The organism is Sphingomonas phyllosphaerae (assembly GCF_029623345.1).
Taxonomy (GTDB): Bacteria; Pseudomonadota; Alphaproteobacteria; order Sphingomonadales; family Sphingomonadaceae; genus Sphingomonas; species Sphingomonas phyllosphaerae_C.
Genome location: NZ_JAPYKH010000001.1, coordinates 401,505 through 419,761 on the forward strand (window position 1 = coordinate 401,505; position 18,257 = coordinate 419,761).

The window sequence follows — 18,257 nt, forward strand, 5'->3', positions numbered from 1 at the left end:
GGGGAGGGGTGATGGCGACCGCCGCGATGCCGCGCGAGGTGCCGTCGGTGCTGCCGCGCCACGTCGCCATCATCATGGACGGCAACGGCCGCTGGGCGGCGCAACGCCACCTGCCGCGCGCCGCCGGGCATCGCGCCGGGGTTGAGGCGGTGCGCTCGGTCACGCGCGCCGCGCGCGCGATGGGGCTGGAGGCGCTGACGCTCTATGCCTTCTCCTCGGAGAATTGGCGCCGCCCGGAGGACGAGGTCGGCGCGCTGATGAAGCTGTTGAAATTCTTTATCCGCAACGATCTGGCCGAGCTGGTCCGCGAGAATGTGCGGCTGCGCGTGCTCGGCGACTATCGCCGCTTCCCCGCCGACGTGGTCGAGCTGGTCGACGACGCGCTGGCGCGCACCGCCGTCAACACCGGGCCGATCCTCGCGATCGCGCTCAACTATGGCGCGCAGGCCGAGCTGGTCGCTGCCGCCCGTCGCCTCGCCGAGCGTGCGGCGCGCGACGGGCTGGCGCCCGAGACGATCGATGCCGCGTCGATCGAGGCCGAGCTGGAGACGCGCGACCTGCCGCCGCTCGACTTGCTGATCCGCACCTCGGGCGAGCAGCGTCTGTCCAATTTCCTGCTGTGGCAAGCGGCTTATGCCGAGTTGCTGTTCGTCGACACGCTGTGGCCCGACTTCGATGCCGCCGCGCTTGCCGCCGCGCTTGACTCGTTCGGCAAGCGCCAGCGCCGCTACGGCGGCCTGTGACCCGCGCCGCATGACCGAGCCGACGCCCGACGCCAAGCTGCGTACCCCCTCCAATCTGCGGCTGCGGATGATCGCCAGCGTCGCGATGATCACGGTGGCGAGCGTCGCGCTGGTGCTGGGCGACATCGCCTTCTGGCTGCTCGCGGTGGTGATCGCGCTGTTCATGATGGCGGAATGGTCGGACCTGGAGAAGGTCTCGCCCAAGACGAAGCGGCTGGCGCAGTTCGCGCTGAGCGTGCCGCTGGCGACGATGGCGCCGGCGTGGCTGATCATCGAGCCGCGACCCTTCTTCACGCTCGGGCTGATCGCCGGGGCGGCCTTCTTCGTCGCGATCGTCACGCGGCTGCCTCAGCTCGCGCTCGGCGTGGTCTATTGCGGGCTGCCGGTGCTCGCGCTGGTGGTGCTGCGGCGGCAGGGCGAGGGGCTGCTCGAGTCGTTTTGGGCGATGTCGCTGGTATGGGCGTGCGACATCGGTGCCTTCTTCGCAGGTCGCTCGATCGGCGGCCCCAAATTGGCGCCGCGACTCAGCCCCAACAAGACCTGGGCCGGGCTGATCGGCGGCGCCGCGGCGGCGACGCTGCTCGGCGCGCTGCTGCACGCGGCGGCGGGACTGCCGCTGGTGCTGGCGCTCGCCTCGCCGCTCCTTGCCGTGCTGGCGCAGGCGGGCGACCTCTACGAGAGCTGGCTCAAGCGCCGCGCGGGTGTGAAGGACTCCGGCAACATCCTGCCGGGCCATGGTGGCGTGCTCGATCGGCTCGACGGACTGGTGCCGGTGGCACCCGTGGCGGCGTTGCTGGTCGTCTCGCTCGGCGCGTTCGGGTGAGGACCGTCTCGATCCTGGGGGCGACCGGCTCGGTCGGCACCTCGACGCTCGACCTGATCGAGCGCGAGCCCGACCGCTTCCGCGTCGTCGCGCTGACCGCCAATTGCGACGTCGAGCGGCTCGCCGCGGCGGCGCGGCGTACCGGAGCCGAGCTGGCGGTGGTAGCGGACGAGGGCTGTCTGCCCGCGCTGCGCGAGGCGCTGTCCGGCACCGATACCGCGGTCGCCGGCGGCGCGCAGGCGGTGTGCGACGCCGCCGCGTCGGGCGCGGACTGGACGATGGGCGCAATCGTCGGCTGCGCCGGGCTGCGGCCGACGCTCGCCGCGATCGAGCGCGGCGGCACGGTGGTGCTGGCCAACAAGGAGCCTCTGGTCTCCGCGGGCGACATCATCACCGCCGCCGCAGCGACGCACGGCGCGACGCTGCTGCCCGCGGACAGCGAGCATAATGCGGTGTTCCAGTGCCTCGATCCGACCCGCCCCGAGAGCGTGCGGCGGATCATCCTGACCGCGAGCGGCGGGCCGTTCCGCGACTGGACGCTCGACCAGATGGCGGCGGTGACGCCGGCGCAGGCGGTGGCGCACCCGAATTGGTCGATGGGGGCCAAGATCTCGGTCGACAGCGCGACGATGATGAACAAGGGTCTCGAGCTGATCGAGGCGGCGCGGCTGTTCCCGGTGCCGCCCGAGCGGATCGAGATCGTGATCCACCGCCAGTCGGTGATCCACTCGATGGTCGACTACGTCGACGGCTCGATGCTGGCGCAGCTCGGCCCCAGCGACATGCGCGTGCCGATCGCGCATTGTCTTGCCTGGCCCGAGCGGATGGCGACGCCGATGGCGCCGCTCGACCTCGTCAAGCTCGGGCGGCTCGACTTCGAGGCGCCCGACGCACTGCGCTTCCACGCGCTGACGCTGGCGCGCGACGCCGCCGAGGCGGGCGGGGCGCGGCCGGCGATCCTCAACGCCGCGAACGAGGTGGCGGTGGCCGCTTTCCTCGCCGGCGCGATCGGCTTTCTTGAAATCGCCGCAATCGTCGACGATACGCTACAACGCTACGACCCGGCCGCGCCGGAGACGCTCGACGCGGTGCTCGCGATCGACGCGGAGGCGCGGAGTAGGGCCGGTGAGCGCGTGAAGGATTGCGTCGCTTGATCCAGACCCCTGGCGTATTGATCACCGCTCTGGCCTTTGTCCTGGTGATCGGGCCGCTCGTCTTCGTCCACGAAATGGGCCATTACCTCGCCGGACGTTGGTTCGGGGTGCATGCGGAGGCCTTTTCGATCGGCTTCGGGCGCGAGCTCGCCGGCTGGACCGATCGCCGCGGCACGCGGTGGAAGCTCGCCTGGCTCCCGCTCGGCGGGTACGTCCGCTTCGCCGGCGACATGAACCCGGCAAGCCAGCCCGGCCCCGAGTGGCTCGCCTTGCCCGCCGAGGAGCGCGCCCGCACCTTCCAGGCCAAGCCGGTGTGGCAGCGCGCGATCGTCGTCGCCGCCGGGCCGGTCGTCAATTTCGTGCTGGCGGTGCTGATCCTCGCCGGCTTCGCGCTGGCATACGGCGACGCGCGCACGCCTGCGGTGGTGGGCGAGGCGCTGCCCGGCACCGCCGCCGCGGCCGCCGGCCTGCGCGCGGGTGACCGGGTCACCGCGCTCGGCGGGCGCGGGATGGACACGTTCGAGGACATGGTTCGCTACGTGAAGATCCGCGCCGGCGAGCGTGTCCGCGTCGATTATGTCCGGAGCGACCGCGCCGCCGCGGTGGAAGCGACGATCGGTACGCAATTGCAGCGCGATCGCTTCGGCAACGAATATCGCGTCGGCCTGCTCGGCATCGCGCCGACCACGCCGGTCGTCACCGCAGTCGGCGTGTTCGAGGCACCGGTCGTCGCGGTGCGGCGCACCGGCCAGATCGTCGGGATGATGGTCGAGACGATCGGCCAGATCGTCACCGGGCGGCGCTCGGTCAAGGAACTGGGCGGGCCGCTCTCGATCGCGAAGGCCTCGGGCGAGCAGCTCACGCTCGGGCCGGACGCGTTCGTGTTCCTGATCGCGCTCGTTTCGATCAATCTCGGGTTCATCAATCTTTTGCCAGTGCCGATGCTGGATGGCGGTCACCTGCTCTTCTACGCGATCGAGGCGGTGCGGCGGAAACCGGCGCCGCCGCAGCTGGTCGAATGGGCGTTCCGCGGCGGGCTGGCCGCGGTGCTCGCGCTGATGCTGCTGGTGACCTTCAACGACCTCAGCAACCGCGGGCTGTGGCAGCAGCTGGCCGGCTTGATCGGGTGAGCAAGGTAAGGCAGGGCGACGCTGCCCGCATGCGTGGCGGTTACTCTCGGGTGGGATTTAGGTGACGGTGCTGAACGTTTCAACTTCGCGGGCGCGTGCCTCGGCGACCTTGCTGGGCTGCACGATGCTGGCCGGCGTGCCGCTCGCCGCCGCGGCGCAGACCCGTCCCGCGCCCGCCGCGAGTCCGGCGGCGCAGCCGCCCGCCGCGACGACCGCGCCCGCGCCGCAGGCCGCGCGCACGATCACCTCGCTGCGAGTCGAGGGTACGCAGCGGATCGAGCCCGAGACCGCGCTGAGCTACACCAAGCTGCGCCAGGGCCAGCCCTATACCAACGAGTCGCTCGATCAGGCGATCAAGGACCTGTACGCCAGCGACCTGTTCGCCGACGTGTTCATCGATGGTGCCGCGACCGGCAATATCGTGATCCGAGTGCGCGAGAACCCGATCATCAACCGCGTCATCTTCGAGGGCAACAAGCGCCTCAAGGAAGACAAGATCGGCAAGGAGGTCCGGCTCAAGCCGCGGCAGATCTTCACCCGCTCGGCAGTGCGCGCCGACGTCGCGCGGATCATCGAGCTGTACCGGCGCCAGGGCCGTTTTGCCGCGGCCGTGCAGCCCAAGATGGTCAGCCTCGACCAGAACCGCGTCGACGTGATCTTCGAGGTGAGCGAGGGGCCGAAGTCGAAGGTCCGCCAGATCAACATCCTCGGCAACAAGGTGTTCGACGACGGCAAGCTGCGCGCGCAGATGGCCACCAAGGAGGCGCGCTTCTTCCGCGTGCTCTCCTCGGGTACGTCCTACGACCAGGACCGGCTCGCCTATGACCAGCAGAAGCTGCGGCAATTCTACCTGACCGAGGGCTATGCCGACTTCCGCGTCACCTCGGCGGTGGCTGAGCTGACGCCCGACCGCAAGGACTTCATCATCACCTACGTGGTGGAGGAGGGCGAGCGCTACAAGTTCGGCGACGTCACTGTGGATAGCGACATTCGCGACTTCGACGGCAAGAAGATGGCGACCACGCTCGGTATCAAGAAGGGCGATTGGTACAACGCCAAACTGGTTGAGGACACGGTCGAGCATCTCAGCGAGACCGCCGGATTGTTCGGCTATGCCTTTACGGAGGTGCAGCCGGACTTCCAGCGCGACTCCGAAGCGCACACGATGTCGATCAACTTCCACATCGGCCAGGCGCAGCGCACCTATGTCGAGCGGATCGACATCACCGGCAACACCCAGACGCAGGACAAGGTGGTGCGCCGCGAGGTCCGCCTCGCCGAAGGCGACGCCTTCAACAGCTTCCAGGTCAAGCGCTCGCAGGACCGTATCAACAGCCTGGGCTATTTCCAGGACAAGTTCGAGATCAAGCAGACGCCCGGTAGCGCCGCCGATCGCGTCGTGCTCGAGGCCAACGTCGAGGAGAAATCCACCGGCGAGCTCCAGCTCTCGGCGGGCTTCTCCAGCCTGGAGCGCTTCATCATCCAGGCCAACATCACGCAGAACAATTTCCGCGGCAAGGGGCAGACGCTCCGCGCCGGCGTGAATTATTCGAGCTATTCGAAGTCGATCGAGCTGGGCTTCACCGAGCCCTACGTGTTCGACAAGAATATCGCGCTGGGCGTGGACCTGTTCCGCCGCGACTATAACTCCTTCAACTTCTACGGCACCGATCGCCGCACGACCTACAGCCAGGTGTCGACCGGCTTCCAGATCCGCACCGGCGTGCCGCTGACCGAATATTGGCAGCTCGCCGGCCGCTATACCTTCTCCTACGACAAGGTCGGGCTGGACCAGAATTCCTTCTTCACCAACGGTGCGTGCGACCCGCTCAAGGCCGGACGTTACCTGTGCGAGGCGCTGGGCAACCGGCTCACCTCGATGGTCGGCTACTCGCTGATCTACGACAGCCTCAACAGCCGCCTGCGCCCGACCGCGGGCCAGCGCTTCGTCTTCAGCCAGGACTTCGCCGGGCTGGGTGGCTCGGTCAAATACGTCCGCACCCGCGTCGAGGGATCGAAGTTCTGGAACGTCGGCGGCGGGTTCATCGCCTCGATCGTGGGCGAGGGCGGGTATATCCGCTCGCTCGAAAAGTCGCGCGGCGAGGGCGTCGACCGCGTCCGCATCACCGACCGCTTCTATCTCGGCGAGCCGCAGTTCCGCGGCTTCGACATCCGCGGCGTGGGGCCGCGCGTGAAGCGGCAATATTACACCTCCGATGCCAATGGCGCGCAGGTGCTCGTTACCGACCGCGACCAGATCATCGACGACGCTCTCGGCGGCACGGCTTATTACCTTGGCCGCTTCGAGATCGAGATCCCGCTCGGTTCGGGCGCGCGCGAGCTCGGCTTGCGGCCGTCGATCTATGCTCAGGTCGGCAGCCTCTTCAACATCACGCGCCCGCTCCCGACCGCGGTGTTCCCGACGACCACGGACGCCAACGGCAACACAGTCGTATTGCCGCTGCCGGTGTACAACGATGCCAAGCAACCGCTCTATTATTACACCAATGCCGACGGTCTCAGCGTCTCCACCACCTGCGCCGCCGGCATCCCGGGCACCAACGGCGGCTGCAATGGCGTGGTGCCCAACACCGCGCAGATCGCGTCGCAGCCGTTCCAGGAGACGTTCCTCGGCGACTCGGCGCGGCCGCGGCTCTCGGTCGGCATCGGCGTCAACTGGAACTCGCCGTTCGGCCCGCTCCGCATCGATCTCGCCAAGGCGCTGCTAACCCAGCCCGGCGACGACAAGAAGCTCATCACCTTCAACGTAGGGACCCAGTTCTGATGACCACCTTCAAGCACCTCCTGCTCGCCGCCGCGCTCGTCGCGCCGGCGGCGCTGACCGCCCCGGCTGCGACCGCGCAGGTCGGCGGCGTTGCCGTCGCCGATCCCGAGGCGGCTGTCGCCAATTCCAAGGCCTGGGCGACCGCGCGCACGCAGATCCAGACCCAGTATAAGGCGCAGCTCGACCAGGCGAACACGCGCCGTCAGGCGATCCAGACCGAGCTCCAGCCGCTCGTAGCGGCCTATCAGAAGGCCGCCGCCGCCCCCGGCGCGACCGAGGCCTCGCTGCGCACCCAGGCGCAGGCGATCCAGACCCGTGAGCAGACCGCCAACGCCGAGCTCCAGCGCCTCACCGCGCCCGCCTCGCGCGCGCAGTCCTACGCGATCGAGCAGATCTCGGCCAAGCTGCAGGACGCGGTGGGTGCCGCCGCGCGCGCCAAGAACGTCAGCCTGCTGCTGCGTCCGAACGCGGCGCTGTTCGCCAATCCGACCGCGGACATCACCTCGGCGATCACCGCCGAGCTCGACCGCACCGTGCCAACCGTCGGCATCACGCCGCCGGCCAATTGGCAGCCGGGCCAGCAGGACGGCGCCGCCGCTGGCGCACCGGCCGCGGCCGCGCCCGCGACCACCAATCGCACGCCGACCGGCCGATGAGCGACGCCCCGCTCGGTCAGTCGCCCGGCGGGGCGGAGGGTGAGTCGGGCGGCCCGATCGGGCCGCTCGACGTCACCCGCGTGATGGCACTGCTGCCGCATCGCTACCCGATGCTCCTCGTCGACCGCGTCGAGACGCTGGTGCGCGACCGCTCGATCCGCGCCACCAAGGCGGTGTCGATCAACGAGAGCTTCTTCCAGGGGCATTTCCCCGGTCGCCCGATCATGCCGGGCGTGCTGATCGTCGAGGCGCTGGCGCAGGCCGCTGGCGTGCTCGCGGTCGAGAGCCTCGGCCTGGCCGGCTCGGGCAAGCTGGTCTATTTCATGGCGATCGAGGGCGCGAAGTTCCGCAAGCCGGTAGAGCCGGGCGTGCTGCTCTCGCTCGAAGTCGAGTTCGTCCAGAAGCGTAGCGCGGTGTGCAAGTTCGCCGGCGTGGCGAAGATCGGCGGCGTGGTCGCCGCCGAAGCCAACTTCACCGCGATGATCGCCGACCCGCCCGCCGCGGCCTAGCCCCGGCCTGCCGTACTTTGACTTTGTCGCACGTGCGCTGTAGGGCGCGCGGCTTGCTGTCCCAGGCTGGTCGGAACCAGCCATCTCAGGAGCGTGACCGTGAAGAAAGATGTCCACCCCGACTATCACATGATCAAGGTGCAGATGACCGACGGCACCGTCTACGAGACTCGCTCCACCTGGGGCAAGGAAGGCGACGTGATGACGCTCGAGATCGATCCGCTCGCGCACCCGGCCTGGACCGGTGGCAAGGGGCAGATGCTCGACCAGGGTGGCCAGGTCGCGCGCTTCAACAAGCGCTTCGGCGGCGGGCTCACGCTGCGAAAGTAAACCTGTTGTTAGGCATGGCGGCGTAGCTTCGCCGCCATGTTCGCCGCTGAATATGCCCCCGCCGAGCGCCGCGTCCGCCGCGGACGCCGCGCCCCCGTCGCCGTCTCGGCACCGGTCGAGCAGAGCGGCATGGCGCGGACCCTGTGCAAGGTCATGGACCTCTCGCTGCACGGCTGTCGGCTGCTGACCTTCTCCGCCATGGCACGCGACGAATCGATCTGGCTCACGATCCCGGGGTTGGGTGTGGTCGCCGCGATCGTCGTCTGGGCTGACGATCTGGTGGCGGGCTGTCAGTTCCTGTCTCCACTGACCGACGAGACGTTTGAGTCGCTCGCCCTGCGCTACGGCCTGCCGCATTGAGACGCGTCGCCGGGCGTGAGCGGGCGGTCGTCTGCGGCGTTTCCCCTGCGCAGCGCCGCCGCCAGCGAGGCGCTCGCGCTGCCGCGCCGCGCCGGCTTGGGCTGATCGGGTGATGGCGCCCAGCCGGTAAGGAAGACCAGGTCGAAGCGTTCGCGTACGCGCCCGTCCACGTCGGCGCGCGCGGCGAAAGCGCCGGCGGCGCGCGCCAACGTGTCGCGGCGCAGCGGATGGCGATCGATTAGGGCGTTGCTCGACGCCATGCCGCGCAGATCGTCGAGCAGCCGGCCGAGACCCCCATAGCCGACGCTCAGCGTCTCGACATCCGCGACCGGCAGCGCGAACCCCGCCCTAACCAGCAGGTCGCCCGCCGAACGCACGTCGACGAGCGGGTGGAGCCGCGCCACCGCGGGCTCTTCCGCGCCGCGAAAAGCCGCCCGCAGCTGCGCTAGGCTTCCTCCGCCGACGAAGGCGCCGAGGAACAGTCCGTCAGGCCGGAGTGAGCGACGCGCCAGCGCGAGCGCGCCGGGCAGGTCGCTGACGCCGTCGAGCGTGCCGGCGGCGACGACGAGGTCGAACGATTCGTCGGCGAAGGGCAGCCGGTCCTCATCGCCCTGCACGCCGCCCGCGGCGGACGCGAAGGCGAAACCGGGATCGACCCGCGCCACCCGAGCACCGGGCGGGGGCGCATAATCGCCGCGAAAGCAGCCGAGATCGAGCACGTCGGCGAAGTCGCGCTTCACCGCGTCGAGCCGATCGGCGATGCCGTCGAGCATCGCGGCACGAAGGAAGTCGTGCGCACCGAAGTCGGCGGCGGCACGGTCGCGGTGCCGGCGGCGCGCGGCGCGGTCGAAGATCTCGGGAGGCTGCATGGGTCGTCGGGTGGCTTGTGCCCGCTCGCGGCGCCGCCCACAAGCGCGACGTGCTCATGCGGCTGATCGATCAGGTGCTGCCGCCGCGCTGCCCCGGCTGCGGCGCGATCGTCTCGGCGCAGGGGCGCTTCTGCGTAGAGTGCTGGGCGACGCTCCACTTCCTCGGCCCGCCTTGGTGCGAGACGTGTCACCTGCCGCTCGTCACGGCGGCGGGCGCGGGGGCGCGGTGCGACGATTGCCGCGTCGCACCGCCGCGCCACGCGGGGACCCTCGCCGCGGTCGCATATGGCGAGGTGGCGCGCACGCTCGCGCTGCGGCTCAAGCACGGCGGCCGCGCCGCTTATGCCGTCACGGCGGCGCGCCTGATGGCGCGCTGGGTGCCGTCCGGCGCGACGCTGCTGGTGCCGGTGCCGCTGCACCGCTGGCGAATGTGGTCACGAGGCTACAATCAGGCCGCGCTGATCGCCGCTGCGGTCTCGCGGGTCAGCGGCGTGGCGTGGCACCCGCGGCTGCTCGAGCGCCACCGCACCACGCCGATGCTGCGCGATCGCGGCGCGGACGAGCGGCATCGTGCCGTGGCGGGCGCCTTCCGCGTGCCTGGCCACCGCCGCGCGCGGCTCGCGGGCGCCCATGTCGTGCTGGTCGACGACGTCTACACCAGCGGCGCCACCGCGGACGCCTGTACCGCGACGCTGCTTGACGCCGGCGCGGCGCGGGTGACGGTGCTGGTGTGGGCGCGCGTGCTGCCGCGAGCCGATTGACAGCGGGGGTGGGCGGCCACAATTAGGTGGGATGGCACGGGTTGAGATCTACACCAAGGCGTTCTGCCCTTATTGCTCGCGCGCAATGAACCTGCTCGCGAGCAAGGGCGTGTCGGTCGAGGAGACTGACATCGGGGTGCAACGCGACAAGCGCCCGGAGATGATCGGGCGCGCGTCGGGGCGTTCGACCGTGCCGCAGATTTTTATCAATGGCGTCCATGTCGGCGGTTCCGACGATCTCGCCGCGCTGGAGCGCGCGGGCAAGCTCGACGCGATGCTCGCCGCCTGAGCGGCGCGTGATCGTCTTCGATCTCCGCTGCGCGCGCGCGCATGTGTTCGAGGCGTGGTTCGCCTCGACCTCGGCCTATGAGGAGCAGCGCGAGCGTCGCCTCGTCGCCTGCCCGACGTGCGGCGAGACCAGCGTGGAGAAGGCCGTGATGGCGCCTCATGTCGGCGCCAAGGGCAATCGCGGTCCTGCCGAGGCGCGACCGACCTCTCCGGTCGAGGCGCTCCGCCAGCTGGCGGCGCTCCAGGCCGAGCTGCTGCGCCGGTCACGCTGGGTCGGCAGCGATTTTGCCGCCGAAGCCCGCGCCATGCATGAAGGCGAGCGACCCGAAGGCGCGATCCACGGTGAAGCGAGCGCGGCCGAGGTGAGCGAGCTGGTCGAGGACGGCGTGCCGATCGCGCCGCTGCTCTTCCCCGTCGCGCCGCCTGATCAGATTAATTGAGCTTTTGACCCACGCGATCGGGGATCACCAGTCGCAACGCGGTGCCCTCGGGCCGCTCACAGAGGCTGAGCGTGCCGCCGATCTGCCGCGCCAAGGTGCATAATACGCGGAGGCCGAGGCTGGAGGCGGCGTCGAGCGCAAAGTCGGGTGGCAGGCCCTCCCTGTCGTCGGCGATGACGAGCGCTACCGCTCCGCCCAAGCCGACGAGCGCTCTCCCGCCGCGATACGGCAGCCGTTCCATGATCCAAGGGCTCGCCCCCATCTGTCGCTTGCCCCCAAGCCCGATTGGTACCGTCGCGGCCCAGTCTACCGCTGAAGCGAGAACCTGTCATCGCGTGGTCACATGAGCCAGATCAGTCACCCAAATGATTTAAGTCAGTCGCTTGTTTTTGAACGCTTATCGAGCCGCGACGTTGACCCGCTCACGTGCTCCACGGTGCGTGTCGAAGGAGGTCAGGTCATGCCGGTCGAGTCGATCGAAGGTAAGCCACGTGGGGCCGCCATGCTCTTCGCCATCGGCGTGCTGGCCGCGCTCGTCGTCTATGCGGTCAAGTGGCGGGTCGCGCCGGCGAGCGGTCCCGACAACGTGCTGGTATTCGCGCTGGTGGGCGGTGCGATCGGCTGCGCCGTCGCGGTGGTGCGCGACTGTCGGGAGCGCGGGTGATGGGTGGCGACGCCTTCAGGGTCTACGGCACCGCCGCCCCCGAGAACAACCAGACGTCGCCGGCGGGCGGGATGCGCGGCGAGGCAATGCGATGCCGGAGGGCACCGATGGGTCGCTTACCCATGAGATGACGTCGAGCGACGACCGCGTGCTCACCTTCAAGGAGCAATCGGGAGGCAGCATCGTCGAGGCGAGCGGCCGCGCGGGCGAACGCGCGCACCCGGCGGAGGCGGTGCGGAGCTCGGGACCGGGGTGGGGCACGCTCGTGCCCGCTGGTGCGCTCGGCTTCCTTCTGGGTCGGCGCGCGGCGCGATCACGTAGCGTGACACCGCCTCCGCGACTCACGCTGCCCCCGGTACTCGCCGCGACGCCCGAAAGCATGACCGATGCCGTGCCGCGCGGCTGGGACCGGGTCGACGAGGGATCGGACGAGTCCTTCCCCGCCAGCGACCCGCCGTCCTACGCCACGCCGGGCCGCTGAGCGCGCGCGCTCAGACGCCGCCGAGCACCAGCCGATCTTGCTCCAGCCCGGCGGTGAGTGCCTCATAGCCGCCGACCTGGCACCAGCGCGTGTCGAGCGGCTCGTAATGCGTCGCCGAGATCACCATCACGTCGGCTCCGGCCGCCTCGGCTGCGGCGATGCCCGCGGGCGCGTCCTCCCAGACGAGGCAGTCGCGCGCGTCCACCCCGAGCCGCTCGGCGGCGAGCAGGAAACAATCGGGGGCGGGCTTGCCGCGCTCGACGTCGTCGGCGGTAACCATCACCTTGGGCGGGGTGACGCCGGCAGCGCGGAGCCGGACCTCGGCGAGCGAGCGCGGCGCCGAGGTGACGATCGCCCAGCGCTCCGGCGGCAGCGCCGCGGTGAAGGCGCCCGCGCCGGCGATCTCAACCACGTCGGCGACGTCGTCGATCTCGGCCTGGAGCAGCAGTTCAAACTCGCGCTGCGGGTCGACACCGGGCGGGGCGAAGCGGCGGATCGTCTCAATCGCCTTTACTCCGTGCATCACGCGCATCAGCTCGTCCACGTCGATGCGGTTGCGCTCGGCCCAGGCGGTCCAGGCGCGCACCGCCGACGGGATCGAGTTGATCAGCGTCCCGTCCATGTCGAACAGGAAGGCGGCGTAGCGGCGGCTCACGCCCGATTCGCCGCGGAGAGGACGGCGCGGACGCTCGCGGTGGCGATGTCGGTGTCGATCCCGACGCCCCAGACAGTGCGTCCGTCGGGGGTGCGGCACTCGAGATAGGCCGCCGCCTGCGCCCCGGCGCCGTGGCCGATCGCGTGCTCGGCATAATCGACCACGTCGAGCGTCGGCCCGGTGCTGTCGGCGAGCGCGGCGATCACGCCTGAAATCAGGCCGTTGCCGCGTCCGGACAGCGAACGATCCTCGCCGTCGATGGCGATGCGGCCGACGAAGACGCGCTCGCCCGCGGCGCCGCTCTCGTCATAGTCGCGTAGCACGAAGCGATCGCTCGCGCCGGGCAGATAGGCGCGCTCGAACGCGCCCCAGATGTCGGCGGCGTTGAGCTCGCGGCTGGTCTCGTCCGCCAGCGCCTGGACGTGGCGGCTGAAGTCGGCCTGGAGCCGCTTGGGGAGCCGCAGCCCCTTGTCCTGCTCGATCACCCAGGCGACCCCGCCTTTGCCCGATTGCGAGTTGACGCGAATGACCGCCTCGTAGCTGCGCCCGAGGTCGGCCGGGTCGATCGGCAGATAGGGGACTTCCCACAGCCCGTCGTTGCGTGCGGCCTGTGCGACGAAGCCCTTCTTGATCGCGTCCTGGTGCGAGCCCGAGAATGCGGTGAAGACGAGGTCGCCGGCATAAGGCGTGCGCGGGTGGATCGGGATGTTGGTGGCATATTCCACCGTCTTCACGATCGAATCGATGTCGGAGAGGTCGAGCTGTGGGTCGACTCCCTGCGTGTACATGTTGAGCGCGACCGTCACGAGATCGCAATTGCCGGTGCGCTCGCCGTTGCCGAGCAGGCAGCCCTCGACGCGGTCGGCGCCCGCCATGATCCCGAGCTCCGCCGCGGCGACGCCCGTGCCGCGGTCATTGTGCGTGTGGAGCGAGATCACCGCGGCGTCGCGCTGGCGCAGATGGCGCGCGAACCACTCGATCTGGTCGGCATAAACGTTGGGGGTCGCGCACTCGACCGTCGCGGGCAGGTTGAAGATGATCGGCGCATCGGGCGTCGGGCGCAGCACCTCGGCCACCGCCTCGCAGACCTCGAGCGAGAAATCGAGCTCGGCGGTGGAGAAGGTCTCGGGCGAATATTCGAACTGCCAGCGCGTGCTCGGGCGCTTGGCGGCCTCGTCGCGGAGCACCTTGGCGCCATCGACCGCGATGCGCTTCACGTCGTCGCGCGACATGCCGAAGACGATCTTGCGCCACGCCGGGCTGACCGCGTTGTAGAGGTGGACGATCGCGCTGTGCGCGCCCTCCAGGCTCTCGAAGCTGCGTTCGATCAGGTCGCGGCGCGACTGCGTGAGTACCTGGATCTGTACGTTCTCCGGCACGCGATTGTCGCGGATCAAGCCCGAGATGAAGTCAAACTCGGTCGCGCCGGCGGAGGGGAAGCCGACCTCGATCTCCTTGAGCCCGACCTTTACCAGCAGGTCGAAGAAGCGCCTCTTCTTCTCGGCGTCCATCGGATCGATCAGCGCCTGGTTGCCGTCGCGCAGGTCGGTGGAGAGCCAGCGCGGCGCGCGCGTGATCGTGGCCGAGGGCCACCGCCGGTCAGGCAGGTCGACGGGAGGGAAGGGGCGGTATTTGGTCGCGGGGTCGCGCAGCATGACGGTGGCTCTCTCGACAGGAGCGGAAGGGATATGATCCAGCCCTTAGGCGCGGCGCGACGGGCGCGCGAGCGGTGACGCGCCTAAGGGCGCGTAAGTCGAAGCAGCAGGGCGAGGCCGTGGGCCGTGGTCATCGAGGGCCTGAGTACCCCGCGCCGGCGCGGCTTGTCCAGCGCAACGAACCGCACGCGAAATCTTGAGTAAAACGAAACCTTTGTCGGCGAGATAGGAGGGGTACGAGGGAGTTTACCATGTTGCAGCTGGTCTATATCAGCACCGCGGTCGGGCAGATCGCCACCGCCTCGATCCTGGCGGCGTCGCGCGCCAACAACACGCGCGACCGGATCACCGGGCTTCTCTTCAGCGACGGCCGCCGCTTCCTCCAGGCGCTCGAGGGCGAGCCGGCGATGGTGGAGCGCGCATTCGCGCGCATCGGCGCCGATCCGCGCCACCGCGCGTTGGTCCTGCTGTCGCGGCGCGAGGTGACGCAGCGCGAGTTCGGCGACTGGGCGATGGCCGAGCGCGTCCCCGGCTCGGACGGTGAGGCGTTCACGCGCCGCGTCGCTGACCTGGTGGCGAACGCGTCGCCGGCGGTACGGGCGACGTTCGACAGTTTCGCGCGGCTCCAGCGCGCGGCGTGAGCTTACCTATTTTTTGAGAAGGCGTCATCCTGAGCTCGTCTCAGGATCCACCCCGCCGCAGTCCCACGTGTCGGAGCGCTCGCGGGACGGTGGATCCTGAAACAAGTTCGGGATGACGCCGCAGAGAAGGAAAGCGCGCGCCTACGCCGTGAAGGCGGCGTTGACGTTGAGCTTCACCGTGTCCGAGACGGCCGGCGCGGCATAACCGAGGCCGAAGTCGCTGCGCTTGATCGTGCCGGTGCCGACGAAGCCGAAATTGGCCTTCTTGCTCATCGGATTGTCGCCCGCGCCGACGAAGGTGACGTCGAGCGTGACCGGCTTGGTGATGCCCTTGATCGTCAGCTCGCCATTGACCACCGCCTTGTTGGGCCCACGCGGGGTCACGGTCGTCGACACGAAGCGCGCCGTCGGGTTATTGGCCGCGTCGAAGAAGTCCTTCGACTTGAGGTGATTGGCAAATTGCGGCGTGGTCACCGAGAGCTGGTCGACCGCGAAGGTGACCTCCACCTTGGTGGCGGCGGGCTTCTTGGGATCGATCGTGATCGAGCCCCCGGAAGCGCCGAACTGGCCCTGCAGCATCGAAAAGCCGAGGTGGTTCACCTCCCAGGTCACCTGCGTGTGCGCGGGATCGACTTGATAGGTGCCGGCGGCGACGCGCGCGGCGCTCGGCTGGCCCGGCTGGCCCGGCGCGGTGGCGAGCTGCGCGGCGGCGGGGACGGCGAGCGCGGCGACGAGGCCGGCGGCGAGAAGATGACGCATGATGCTTCCTCCTGTTGTTGGCCTCTTGCACCACACTATCGCTCGGCCGGATAGAGCGCGCGGCGAAACGGAGGTTTTCGGCCGACTATTCACCCGCGTCGGACTGGCCAGGCGCCGCCTCGATCGTGATGTCGAAGCGGATCCGCACCCAGACGCCGATCAGCGGCTGCCCGCCGCGACGCGGTGGCCGCACGAGGAACTGCCACCCGGCCTGGCGCAGCCCCCGCGCGATGCCCGAGCCGGGTGACTCGCCGAGCTCGCGACAATCCTCGACATGGAAGCGCGGGGCGGTGCGGCAGGCGATCATGCCCCAGCCGGCGCGGCCGCGCGGCATGTACGGGCTCGTCTCGGCGCGGGTCGGCCTGCGGTACCATTCCGCGGCGTACAGCGGCTCACCGCCCGGCCCCTTGCCGACGGCGGGCGTGTCGTCTCCCGTCCCGGCGCTGGCGCTCTGCTCGCCGTCCGCACCGGGGGCGGGCGCCGTGCCCTTGATCTTGCCGATGTCCGACGCGGCGTAATCGTCGCGATTGAGGATCAGCACGCCAGGTAGTTTGAGCGTGGCGAGGGGAGGCGGCACCTCCGCGGTGGGCTGGACCGGGCGCTCGCGCGGCACCGGTGCGGTGCGCTGCCGCGCGGACTGACGCTTTTGCTCGCTCCGCTTCGTCGTTGCGGTCTCGGCGCGCCGGCCCGGCGGGCTGACGTCGAAGGTACTAAGCGGGCGGTGGTCGCCGAAGTCGCCGCGCACCACGCCGCCCATGCGCAGCAGCGCCAGCAGGAGCGCCGCGGCGATGGCAAGCGCGAGCAGCCAGGAGGCGACGCGGCTGCCGGTGTCGGCGCGCGTGCGATACGACGAGTCTCGGTACGTCGCCGTCCGCATCGCGCGCGCCTACAGGAGCGCGCGCGCGGCATCAATCCGCCGCGCGCGCGCCGAGCGTCAGTTACGCTCCTTGTCGACCAGCTTGTTGGCGCCGATCCACGGCATCATTGCGCGCAGCTCGCTGCCGACCTGCTCGATCTGGTGGCGCTTGGCGGCGCTGCGGCTGGCCTTGAGCTCGGGCTGTCCGGCGCGGTTGTCGAGCACGAAGTCGCGCACGAAGCGACCCGACTGGATGTCGGCCAGCACCCGCTTCATCTCCTTCTTCGTTTCGTCGGTGATGATGCGCGGGCCGGTCTTGATGTCGCCGTACTCGGCGGTGTTCGAGATCGAATAGCGCATGTTGGCAATGCCGCCCTCGTACATCAGGTCGACGATGAGCTTGAGCTCGTGGAGGCACTCGAAATAGGCCATCTCCGGGGCGTAGCCGGCCTCGACCAAGGTCTCGAACCCGGCCTGGACCAGCGCGGTCGCGCCGCCGCACAGCACTGCCTGCTCGCCGAACAGGTCGGTCTCGCACTCCTCGCGGAAATTCGTCTCGATGATGCCCGAGCGGCCGCCGCCCACGCCCGAGGCATAAGCGAGCGCGACGTCATGCGCGTTGCCGCTGGCATCCTGGTGGATCGCGATAAGGCAGGGGACGCCGCCGCCGCGGACATATTCGGAGCGGACGGTGTGGCCCGGGCCCTTGGGCGCGATCATGATGACGTCGATGTCCGCGGGCGGCTCGATCAGGCCGAAATGAACGTTGAGCCCGTGCGCGAAGGCGAGCGCGCTGCCCGGCTTCATGTTGCCCTTGAGGTCGCTTTCCCAGATCGCCGCTTGGTGCTCGTCGGGTGCGAGGATCATCAGCACGTCCGCCCAGGCGGCGGCGTCCTTGTTGGCGAGCACCTTGAAGCCGGCGTCCTCCGCCTTCTTCGCCGAAGCGCTGCCGGGGCGGAGCGCGATCGCGATCTCCTTCACGCCCGAGTCGCGCAGGTTCTGCGCGTGCGCGTGGCCCTGCGAGCCATAGCCGAGGATCGCGATTTTCTTGCCGGTGATCAGGTTCAGATCGGCGTCGCGATCGTAATAGACCTTCATGTCAAAGCCCCTTGTCATTCCCGCGTAGGCGGGGATCCAGACCCGCAGACGCGCATGGTGATGTATCCCCGACTTCGCAGGGACGACGAAAGATGTGGCGGCCGCTACGCCGCCTCGGCGCCGCGCGCGATCGCGACGATGCCGGTGCGCGCCACCTCGACCAAACCGACCTCGCCCATCAGCTCGACGAACTTGTCGATCTTCTCGATCGTGCCGGTGACCTCAAACACGAAGGAGGCGATGGTCGCGTCGACGACGCGCGCGCGATAGACCTCGGCGAGGCGCAGCGCCTCGATGCGATGGTCGCCGCTGCCCGCCACCTTCACCAGCGCCAGCTCGCGCTCGACGTGCGCGCCGCGCGCGGTGAGGTCGGTGACCTGGTGGACCGGCACCAGCCGCTCGAGCTGCGCGACGATCTGCTCGAGCGTTGCCGGGCTGGCGGAGGTGACGATGGTAATCCGGCTCACCGCCTTGTCGAGCGTGATCTCGCTGACGGTGAGGCTCTCGATATTGTAGCCGCGCGCGGTGAACAGGCCCGCGATCCGCGCGAGGATGCCGGGTTCGTTGTCGACGATCACCGCCAGCGTGTGCCGCTCGGCC

General features: G+C 69.6%; 23 protein-coding genes. 15 read left to right on the top strand and 8 right to left on the bottom strand.

Features of this window, described 5'->3' with window-relative positions; genetic code table 11:
- Positions 1 to 11: 11 nt before the first annotated feature.
- The 9 genes from QBJ89_RS01825 to QBJ89_RS01865 all read left to right on the top strand — a co-directional run bounded on the left by QBJ89_RS01825 (position 12) and on the right by QBJ89_RS01865 (position 8,490).
- Entirely contained in the window at positions 12 to 743 is a 732-nt protein-coding gene (locus QBJ89_RS01825; protein WP_277978823.1) for an isoprenyl transferase, read from the top strand.
- Positions 744 to 753: 10 nt separating this feature from the next.
- A complete protein-coding gene (locus tag QBJ89_RS01830) occupies positions 754 to 1,566 on the top strand; it encodes a phosphatidate cytidylyltransferase (RefSeq protein WP_277978824.1) in 813 nt (270 codons plus the stop codon).
- Positions 1,563 to 2,720 carry a 1-deoxy-D-xylulose-5-phosphate reductoisomerase gene (locus tag QBJ89_RS01835; RefSeq protein WP_277978825.1) on the top strand — a complete coding sequence of 386 codons (1,158 nt, stop codon included), beginning with the start codon at positions 1,563 to 1,565 and terminating at the stop codon, positions 2,718 to 2,720. The genes QBJ89_RS01830 and QBJ89_RS01835 overlap by 4 nt, the downstream gene beginning before the upstream one ends.
- Complete coding sequence (locus QBJ89_RS01840) at positions 2,717 to 3,850, top strand: M50 family metallopeptidase (protein ID WP_277978826.1); 1,134 nt, start codon at positions 2,717 to 2,719, stop codon at positions 3,848 to 3,850. Before QBJ89_RS01835 ends, QBJ89_RS01840 begins: the two co-directional genes overlap by 4 nt.
- A gap of 124 nt (positions 3,851 to 3,974) precedes the next feature.
- Entirely contained in the window at positions 3,975 to 6,635 is a 2,661-nt protein-coding gene (bamA, locus tag QBJ89_RS01845) for an outer membrane protein assembly factor BamA (RefSeq protein WP_277978865.1), read from the top strand.
- Positions 6,635 to 7,291, top strand: a complete 657-nt coding sequence (locus tag QBJ89_RS01850; RefSeq protein ID WP_277978827.1) for an OmpH family outer membrane protein — start codon at positions 6,635 to 6,637, stop codon at positions 7,289 to 7,291. Before bamA ends, QBJ89_RS01850 begins: the two co-directional genes overlap by 1 nt.
- Positions 7,288 to 7,800, top strand: a complete 513-nt coding sequence (gene fabZ / locus QBJ89_RS01855; protein ID WP_277978828.1) for a 3-hydroxyacyl-ACP dehydratase FabZ — start codon at positions 7,288 to 7,290, stop codon at positions 7,798 to 7,800. Before QBJ89_RS01850 ends, fabZ begins: the two co-directional genes overlap by 4 nt.
- Positions 7,801 to 7,899: 99 nt before the next feature.
- Positions 7,900 to 8,130 carry a 50S ribosomal protein L31 gene (gene rpmE, locus QBJ89_RS01860; RefSeq protein ID WP_277978829.1) on the top strand — a complete coding sequence of 77 codons (231 nt, stop codon included), beginning with the start codon at positions 7,900 to 7,902 and terminating at the stop codon, positions 8,128 to 8,130.
- A 36-nt stretch (positions 8,131 to 8,166) separates the two neighbouring features.
- Entirely contained in the window at positions 8,167 to 8,490 is a 324-nt protein-coding gene (locus tag QBJ89_RS01865; RefSeq protein WP_277978830.1) for a PilZ domain-containing protein, read from the top strand.
- On the opposite strand, the gene QBJ89_RS01870 is transcribed toward QBJ89_RS01865, so the two are convergent.
- Positions 8,472 to 9,359 (bottom strand): class I SAM-dependent methyltransferase, encoded by an 888-nt coding sequence (locus QBJ89_RS01870; RefSeq protein ID WP_277978831.1) that lies wholly within the window; start codon positions 9,357 to 9,359, stop codon positions 8,472 to 8,474. The genes QBJ89_RS01865 and QBJ89_RS01870 overlap by 19 nt on opposite strands.
- Positions 9,360 to 9,415: 56 nt before the next feature.
- Here QBJ89_RS01870 and QBJ89_RS01875 point away from each other — a divergent pair, with 56 nt between their 5' ends.
- The 3 genes from QBJ89_RS01875 to QBJ89_RS01885 are packed head-to-tail and all read left to right on the top strand — an operon-like array spanning position 9,416 to position 10,848.
- Complete coding sequence (locus QBJ89_RS01875; protein ID WP_277978832.1) at positions 9,416 to 10,120, top strand: ComF family protein; 705 nt, start codon at positions 9,416 to 9,418, stop codon at positions 10,118 to 10,120.
- Positions 10,121 to 10,151: 31 nt separating this feature from the next.
- Positions 10,152 to 10,409: a glutaredoxin 3 gene (grxC, locus tag QBJ89_RS01880; protein WP_277978833.1), complete on the top strand. Its 258-nt coding sequence runs from the start codon at positions 10,152 to 10,154 to the stop codon at positions 10,407 to 10,409.
- Positions 10,410 to 10,416: 7 nt separating this feature from the next.
- Positions 10,417 to 10,848 (top strand): DUF1178 family protein, encoded by a 432-nt coding sequence (locus tag QBJ89_RS01885; RefSeq protein WP_277978834.1) that lies wholly within the window; start codon positions 10,417 to 10,419, stop codon positions 10,846 to 10,848.
- Here the strand turns inward: QBJ89_RS01885 and QBJ89_RS01890 are convergent.
- Positions 10,841 to 11,089, bottom strand: coding sequence for a hypothetical protein (locus QBJ89_RS01890; RefSeq protein ID WP_277978835.1), 249 nt, complete (start codon positions 11,087 to 11,089; stop codon positions 10,841 to 10,843). The two genes, QBJ89_RS01885 and QBJ89_RS01890, sit on opposite strands and share 8 nt — an antisense overlap.
- Before the next feature lie 102 nt (positions 11,090 to 11,191).
- On the opposite strand from QBJ89_RS01890, the gene QBJ89_RS01895 reads away from it, so the two are divergent.
- On the top strand, positions 11,192 to 11,512 hold the full coding sequence (locus QBJ89_RS01895; protein WP_277978836.1) for a hypothetical protein: 321 nt from the start codon (positions 11,192 to 11,194) through the stop codon (positions 11,510 to 11,512).
- Between the two features lie 91 nt (positions 11,513 to 11,603).
- Positions 11,604 to 11,993, top strand: a complete 390-nt coding sequence (locus QBJ89_RS01900; protein WP_277978837.1) for a hypothetical protein — start codon at positions 11,604 to 11,606, stop codon at positions 11,991 to 11,993.
- A 10-nt stretch (positions 11,994 to 12,003) separates the two neighbouring features.
- Here QBJ89_RS01900 and QBJ89_RS01905 read toward each other — a convergent pair whose 3' ends face one another.
- Together QBJ89_RS01905 and leuA are read right to left on the bottom strand one after the other, a co-directional pair.
- Positions 12,004 to 12,648, bottom strand: a complete 645-nt coding sequence (locus QBJ89_RS01905) for an HAD-IA family hydrolase (RefSeq protein WP_277978838.1) — start codon at positions 12,646 to 12,648, stop codon at positions 12,004 to 12,006.
- Positions 12,645 to 14,303, bottom strand: a complete 1,659-nt coding sequence (leuA, locus tag QBJ89_RS01910; protein ID WP_277978839.1) for a 2-isopropylmalate synthase — start codon at positions 14,301 to 14,303, stop codon at positions 12,645 to 12,647. The genes QBJ89_RS01905 and leuA overlap by 4 nt, the downstream gene beginning before the upstream one ends.
- A 251-nt stretch (positions 14,304 to 14,554) precedes the next feature.
- Here leuA and QBJ89_RS01915 point away from each other — a divergent pair, with 251 nt between their 5' ends.
- The gene (locus QBJ89_RS01915; protein ID WP_277978840.1) at positions 14,555 to 14,944 is read left to right on the top strand and encodes a BLUF domain-containing protein; all 390 of its coding nucleotides are present in this window, start codon (positions 14,555 to 14,557) and stop codon (positions 14,942 to 14,944) included.
- Positions 14,945 to 15,085: 141 nt separating this feature from the next.
- Here QBJ89_RS01915 and QBJ89_RS01920 read toward each other — a convergent pair whose 3' ends face one another.
- The 4 genes from QBJ89_RS01920 to ilvN all read right to left on the bottom strand — a co-directional run.
- On the bottom strand, positions 15,086 to 15,703 hold the full coding sequence (locus QBJ89_RS01920) for a YceI family protein (RefSeq protein WP_277978841.1): 618 nt from the start codon (positions 15,701 to 15,703) through the stop codon (positions 15,086 to 15,088).
- An 85-nt stretch (positions 15,704 to 15,788) separates the two neighbouring features.
- On the bottom strand, positions 15,789 to 16,580 hold the full coding sequence (locus tag QBJ89_RS01925; RefSeq protein ID WP_277978842.1) for a hypothetical protein: 792 nt from the start codon (positions 16,578 to 16,580) through the stop codon (positions 15,789 to 15,791).
- 57 nt (positions 16,581 to 16,637) lie between these two features.
- On the bottom strand, positions 16,638 to 17,657 hold the full coding sequence (gene ilvC / locus QBJ89_RS01930; RefSeq protein WP_219749408.1) for a ketol-acid reductoisomerase: 1,020 nt from the start codon (positions 17,655 to 17,657) through the stop codon (positions 16,638 to 16,640).
- Between the two features lie 104 nt (positions 17,658 to 17,761).
- Positions 17,762 to 18,257: acetolactate synthase small subunit (gene ilvN, locus QBJ89_RS01935; RefSeq protein ID WP_277978843.1), on the bottom strand; the 496-nt coding region annotated here is incomplete at its 5' end.

Coding starts and splice junctions, on each gene's coding strand:
- QBJ89_RS01895 (WP_277978836.1), top strand. CDS start 11,192: ATGAGCCAGATCAGTCACCCAAATGATTTAAGTCAGTCGCTTGTTTTT.
- QBJ89_RS01830 (WP_277978824.1), top strand. CDS start 754: ATGACCGAGCCGACGCCCGACGCCAAGCTGCGTACCCCCTCCAATCTG.
- QBJ89_RS01870 (WP_277978831.1), bottom strand. CDS start 9,359: ATGCAGCCTCCCGAGATCTTCGACCGCGCCGCGCGCCGCCGGCACCGC.
- QBJ89_RS01875 (WP_277978832.1), top strand. CDS start 9,416: ATGCGGCTGATCGATCAGGTGCTGCCGCCGCGCTGCCCCGGCTGCGGC.
- fabZ (WP_277978828.1), top strand. CDS start 7,288: ATGAGCGACGCCCCGCTCGGTCAGTCGCCCGGCGGGGCGGAGGGTGAG.
- QBJ89_RS01865 (WP_277978830.1), top strand. CDS start 8,167: ATGTTCGCCGCTGAATATGCCCCCGCCGAGCGCCGCGTCCGCCGCGGA.
- ilvC (WP_219749408.1), bottom strand. CDS start 17,657: ATGAAGGTCTATTACGATCGCGACGCCGATCTGAACCTGATCACCGGC.
- grxC (WP_277978833.1), top strand. CDS start 10,152: ATGGCACGGGTTGAGATCTACACCAAGGCGTTCTGCCCTTATTGCTCG.
- QBJ89_RS01915 (WP_277978840.1), top strand. CDS start 14,555: ATGTTGCAGCTGGTCTATATCAGCACCGCGGTCGGGCAGATCGCCACC.
- QBJ89_RS01900 (WP_277978837.1), top strand. CDS start 11,604: ATGCCGGAGGGCACCGATGGGTCGCTTACCCATGAGATGACGTCGAGC.
- bamA (WP_277978865.1), top strand. CDS start 3,975: ATGCTGGCCGGCGTGCCGCTCGCCGCCGCGGCGCAGACCCGTCCCGCG.
- QBJ89_RS01925 (WP_277978842.1), bottom strand. CDS start 16,580: ATGCGGACGGCGACGTACCGAGACTCGTCGTATCGCACGCGCGCCGAC.
- QBJ89_RS01890 (WP_277978835.1), bottom strand. CDS start 11,089: ATGGAACGGCTGCCGTATCGCGGCGGGAGAGCGCTCGTCGGCTTGGGC.
- QBJ89_RS01920 (WP_277978841.1), bottom strand. CDS start 15,703: ATGCGTCATCTTCTCGCCGCCGGCCTCGTCGCCGCGCTCGCCGTCCCC.
- QBJ89_RS01850 (WP_277978827.1), top strand. CDS start 6,635: ATGACCACCTTCAAGCACCTCCTGCTCGCCGCCGCGCTCGTCGCGCCG.
- QBJ89_RS01825 (WP_277978823.1), top strand. CDS start 12: ATGGCGACCGCCGCGATGCCGCGCGAGGTGCCGTCGGTGCTGCCGCGC.
- leuA (WP_277978839.1), bottom strand. CDS start 14,303: ATGCTGCGCGACCCCGCGACCAAATACCGCCCCTTCCCTCCCGTCGAC.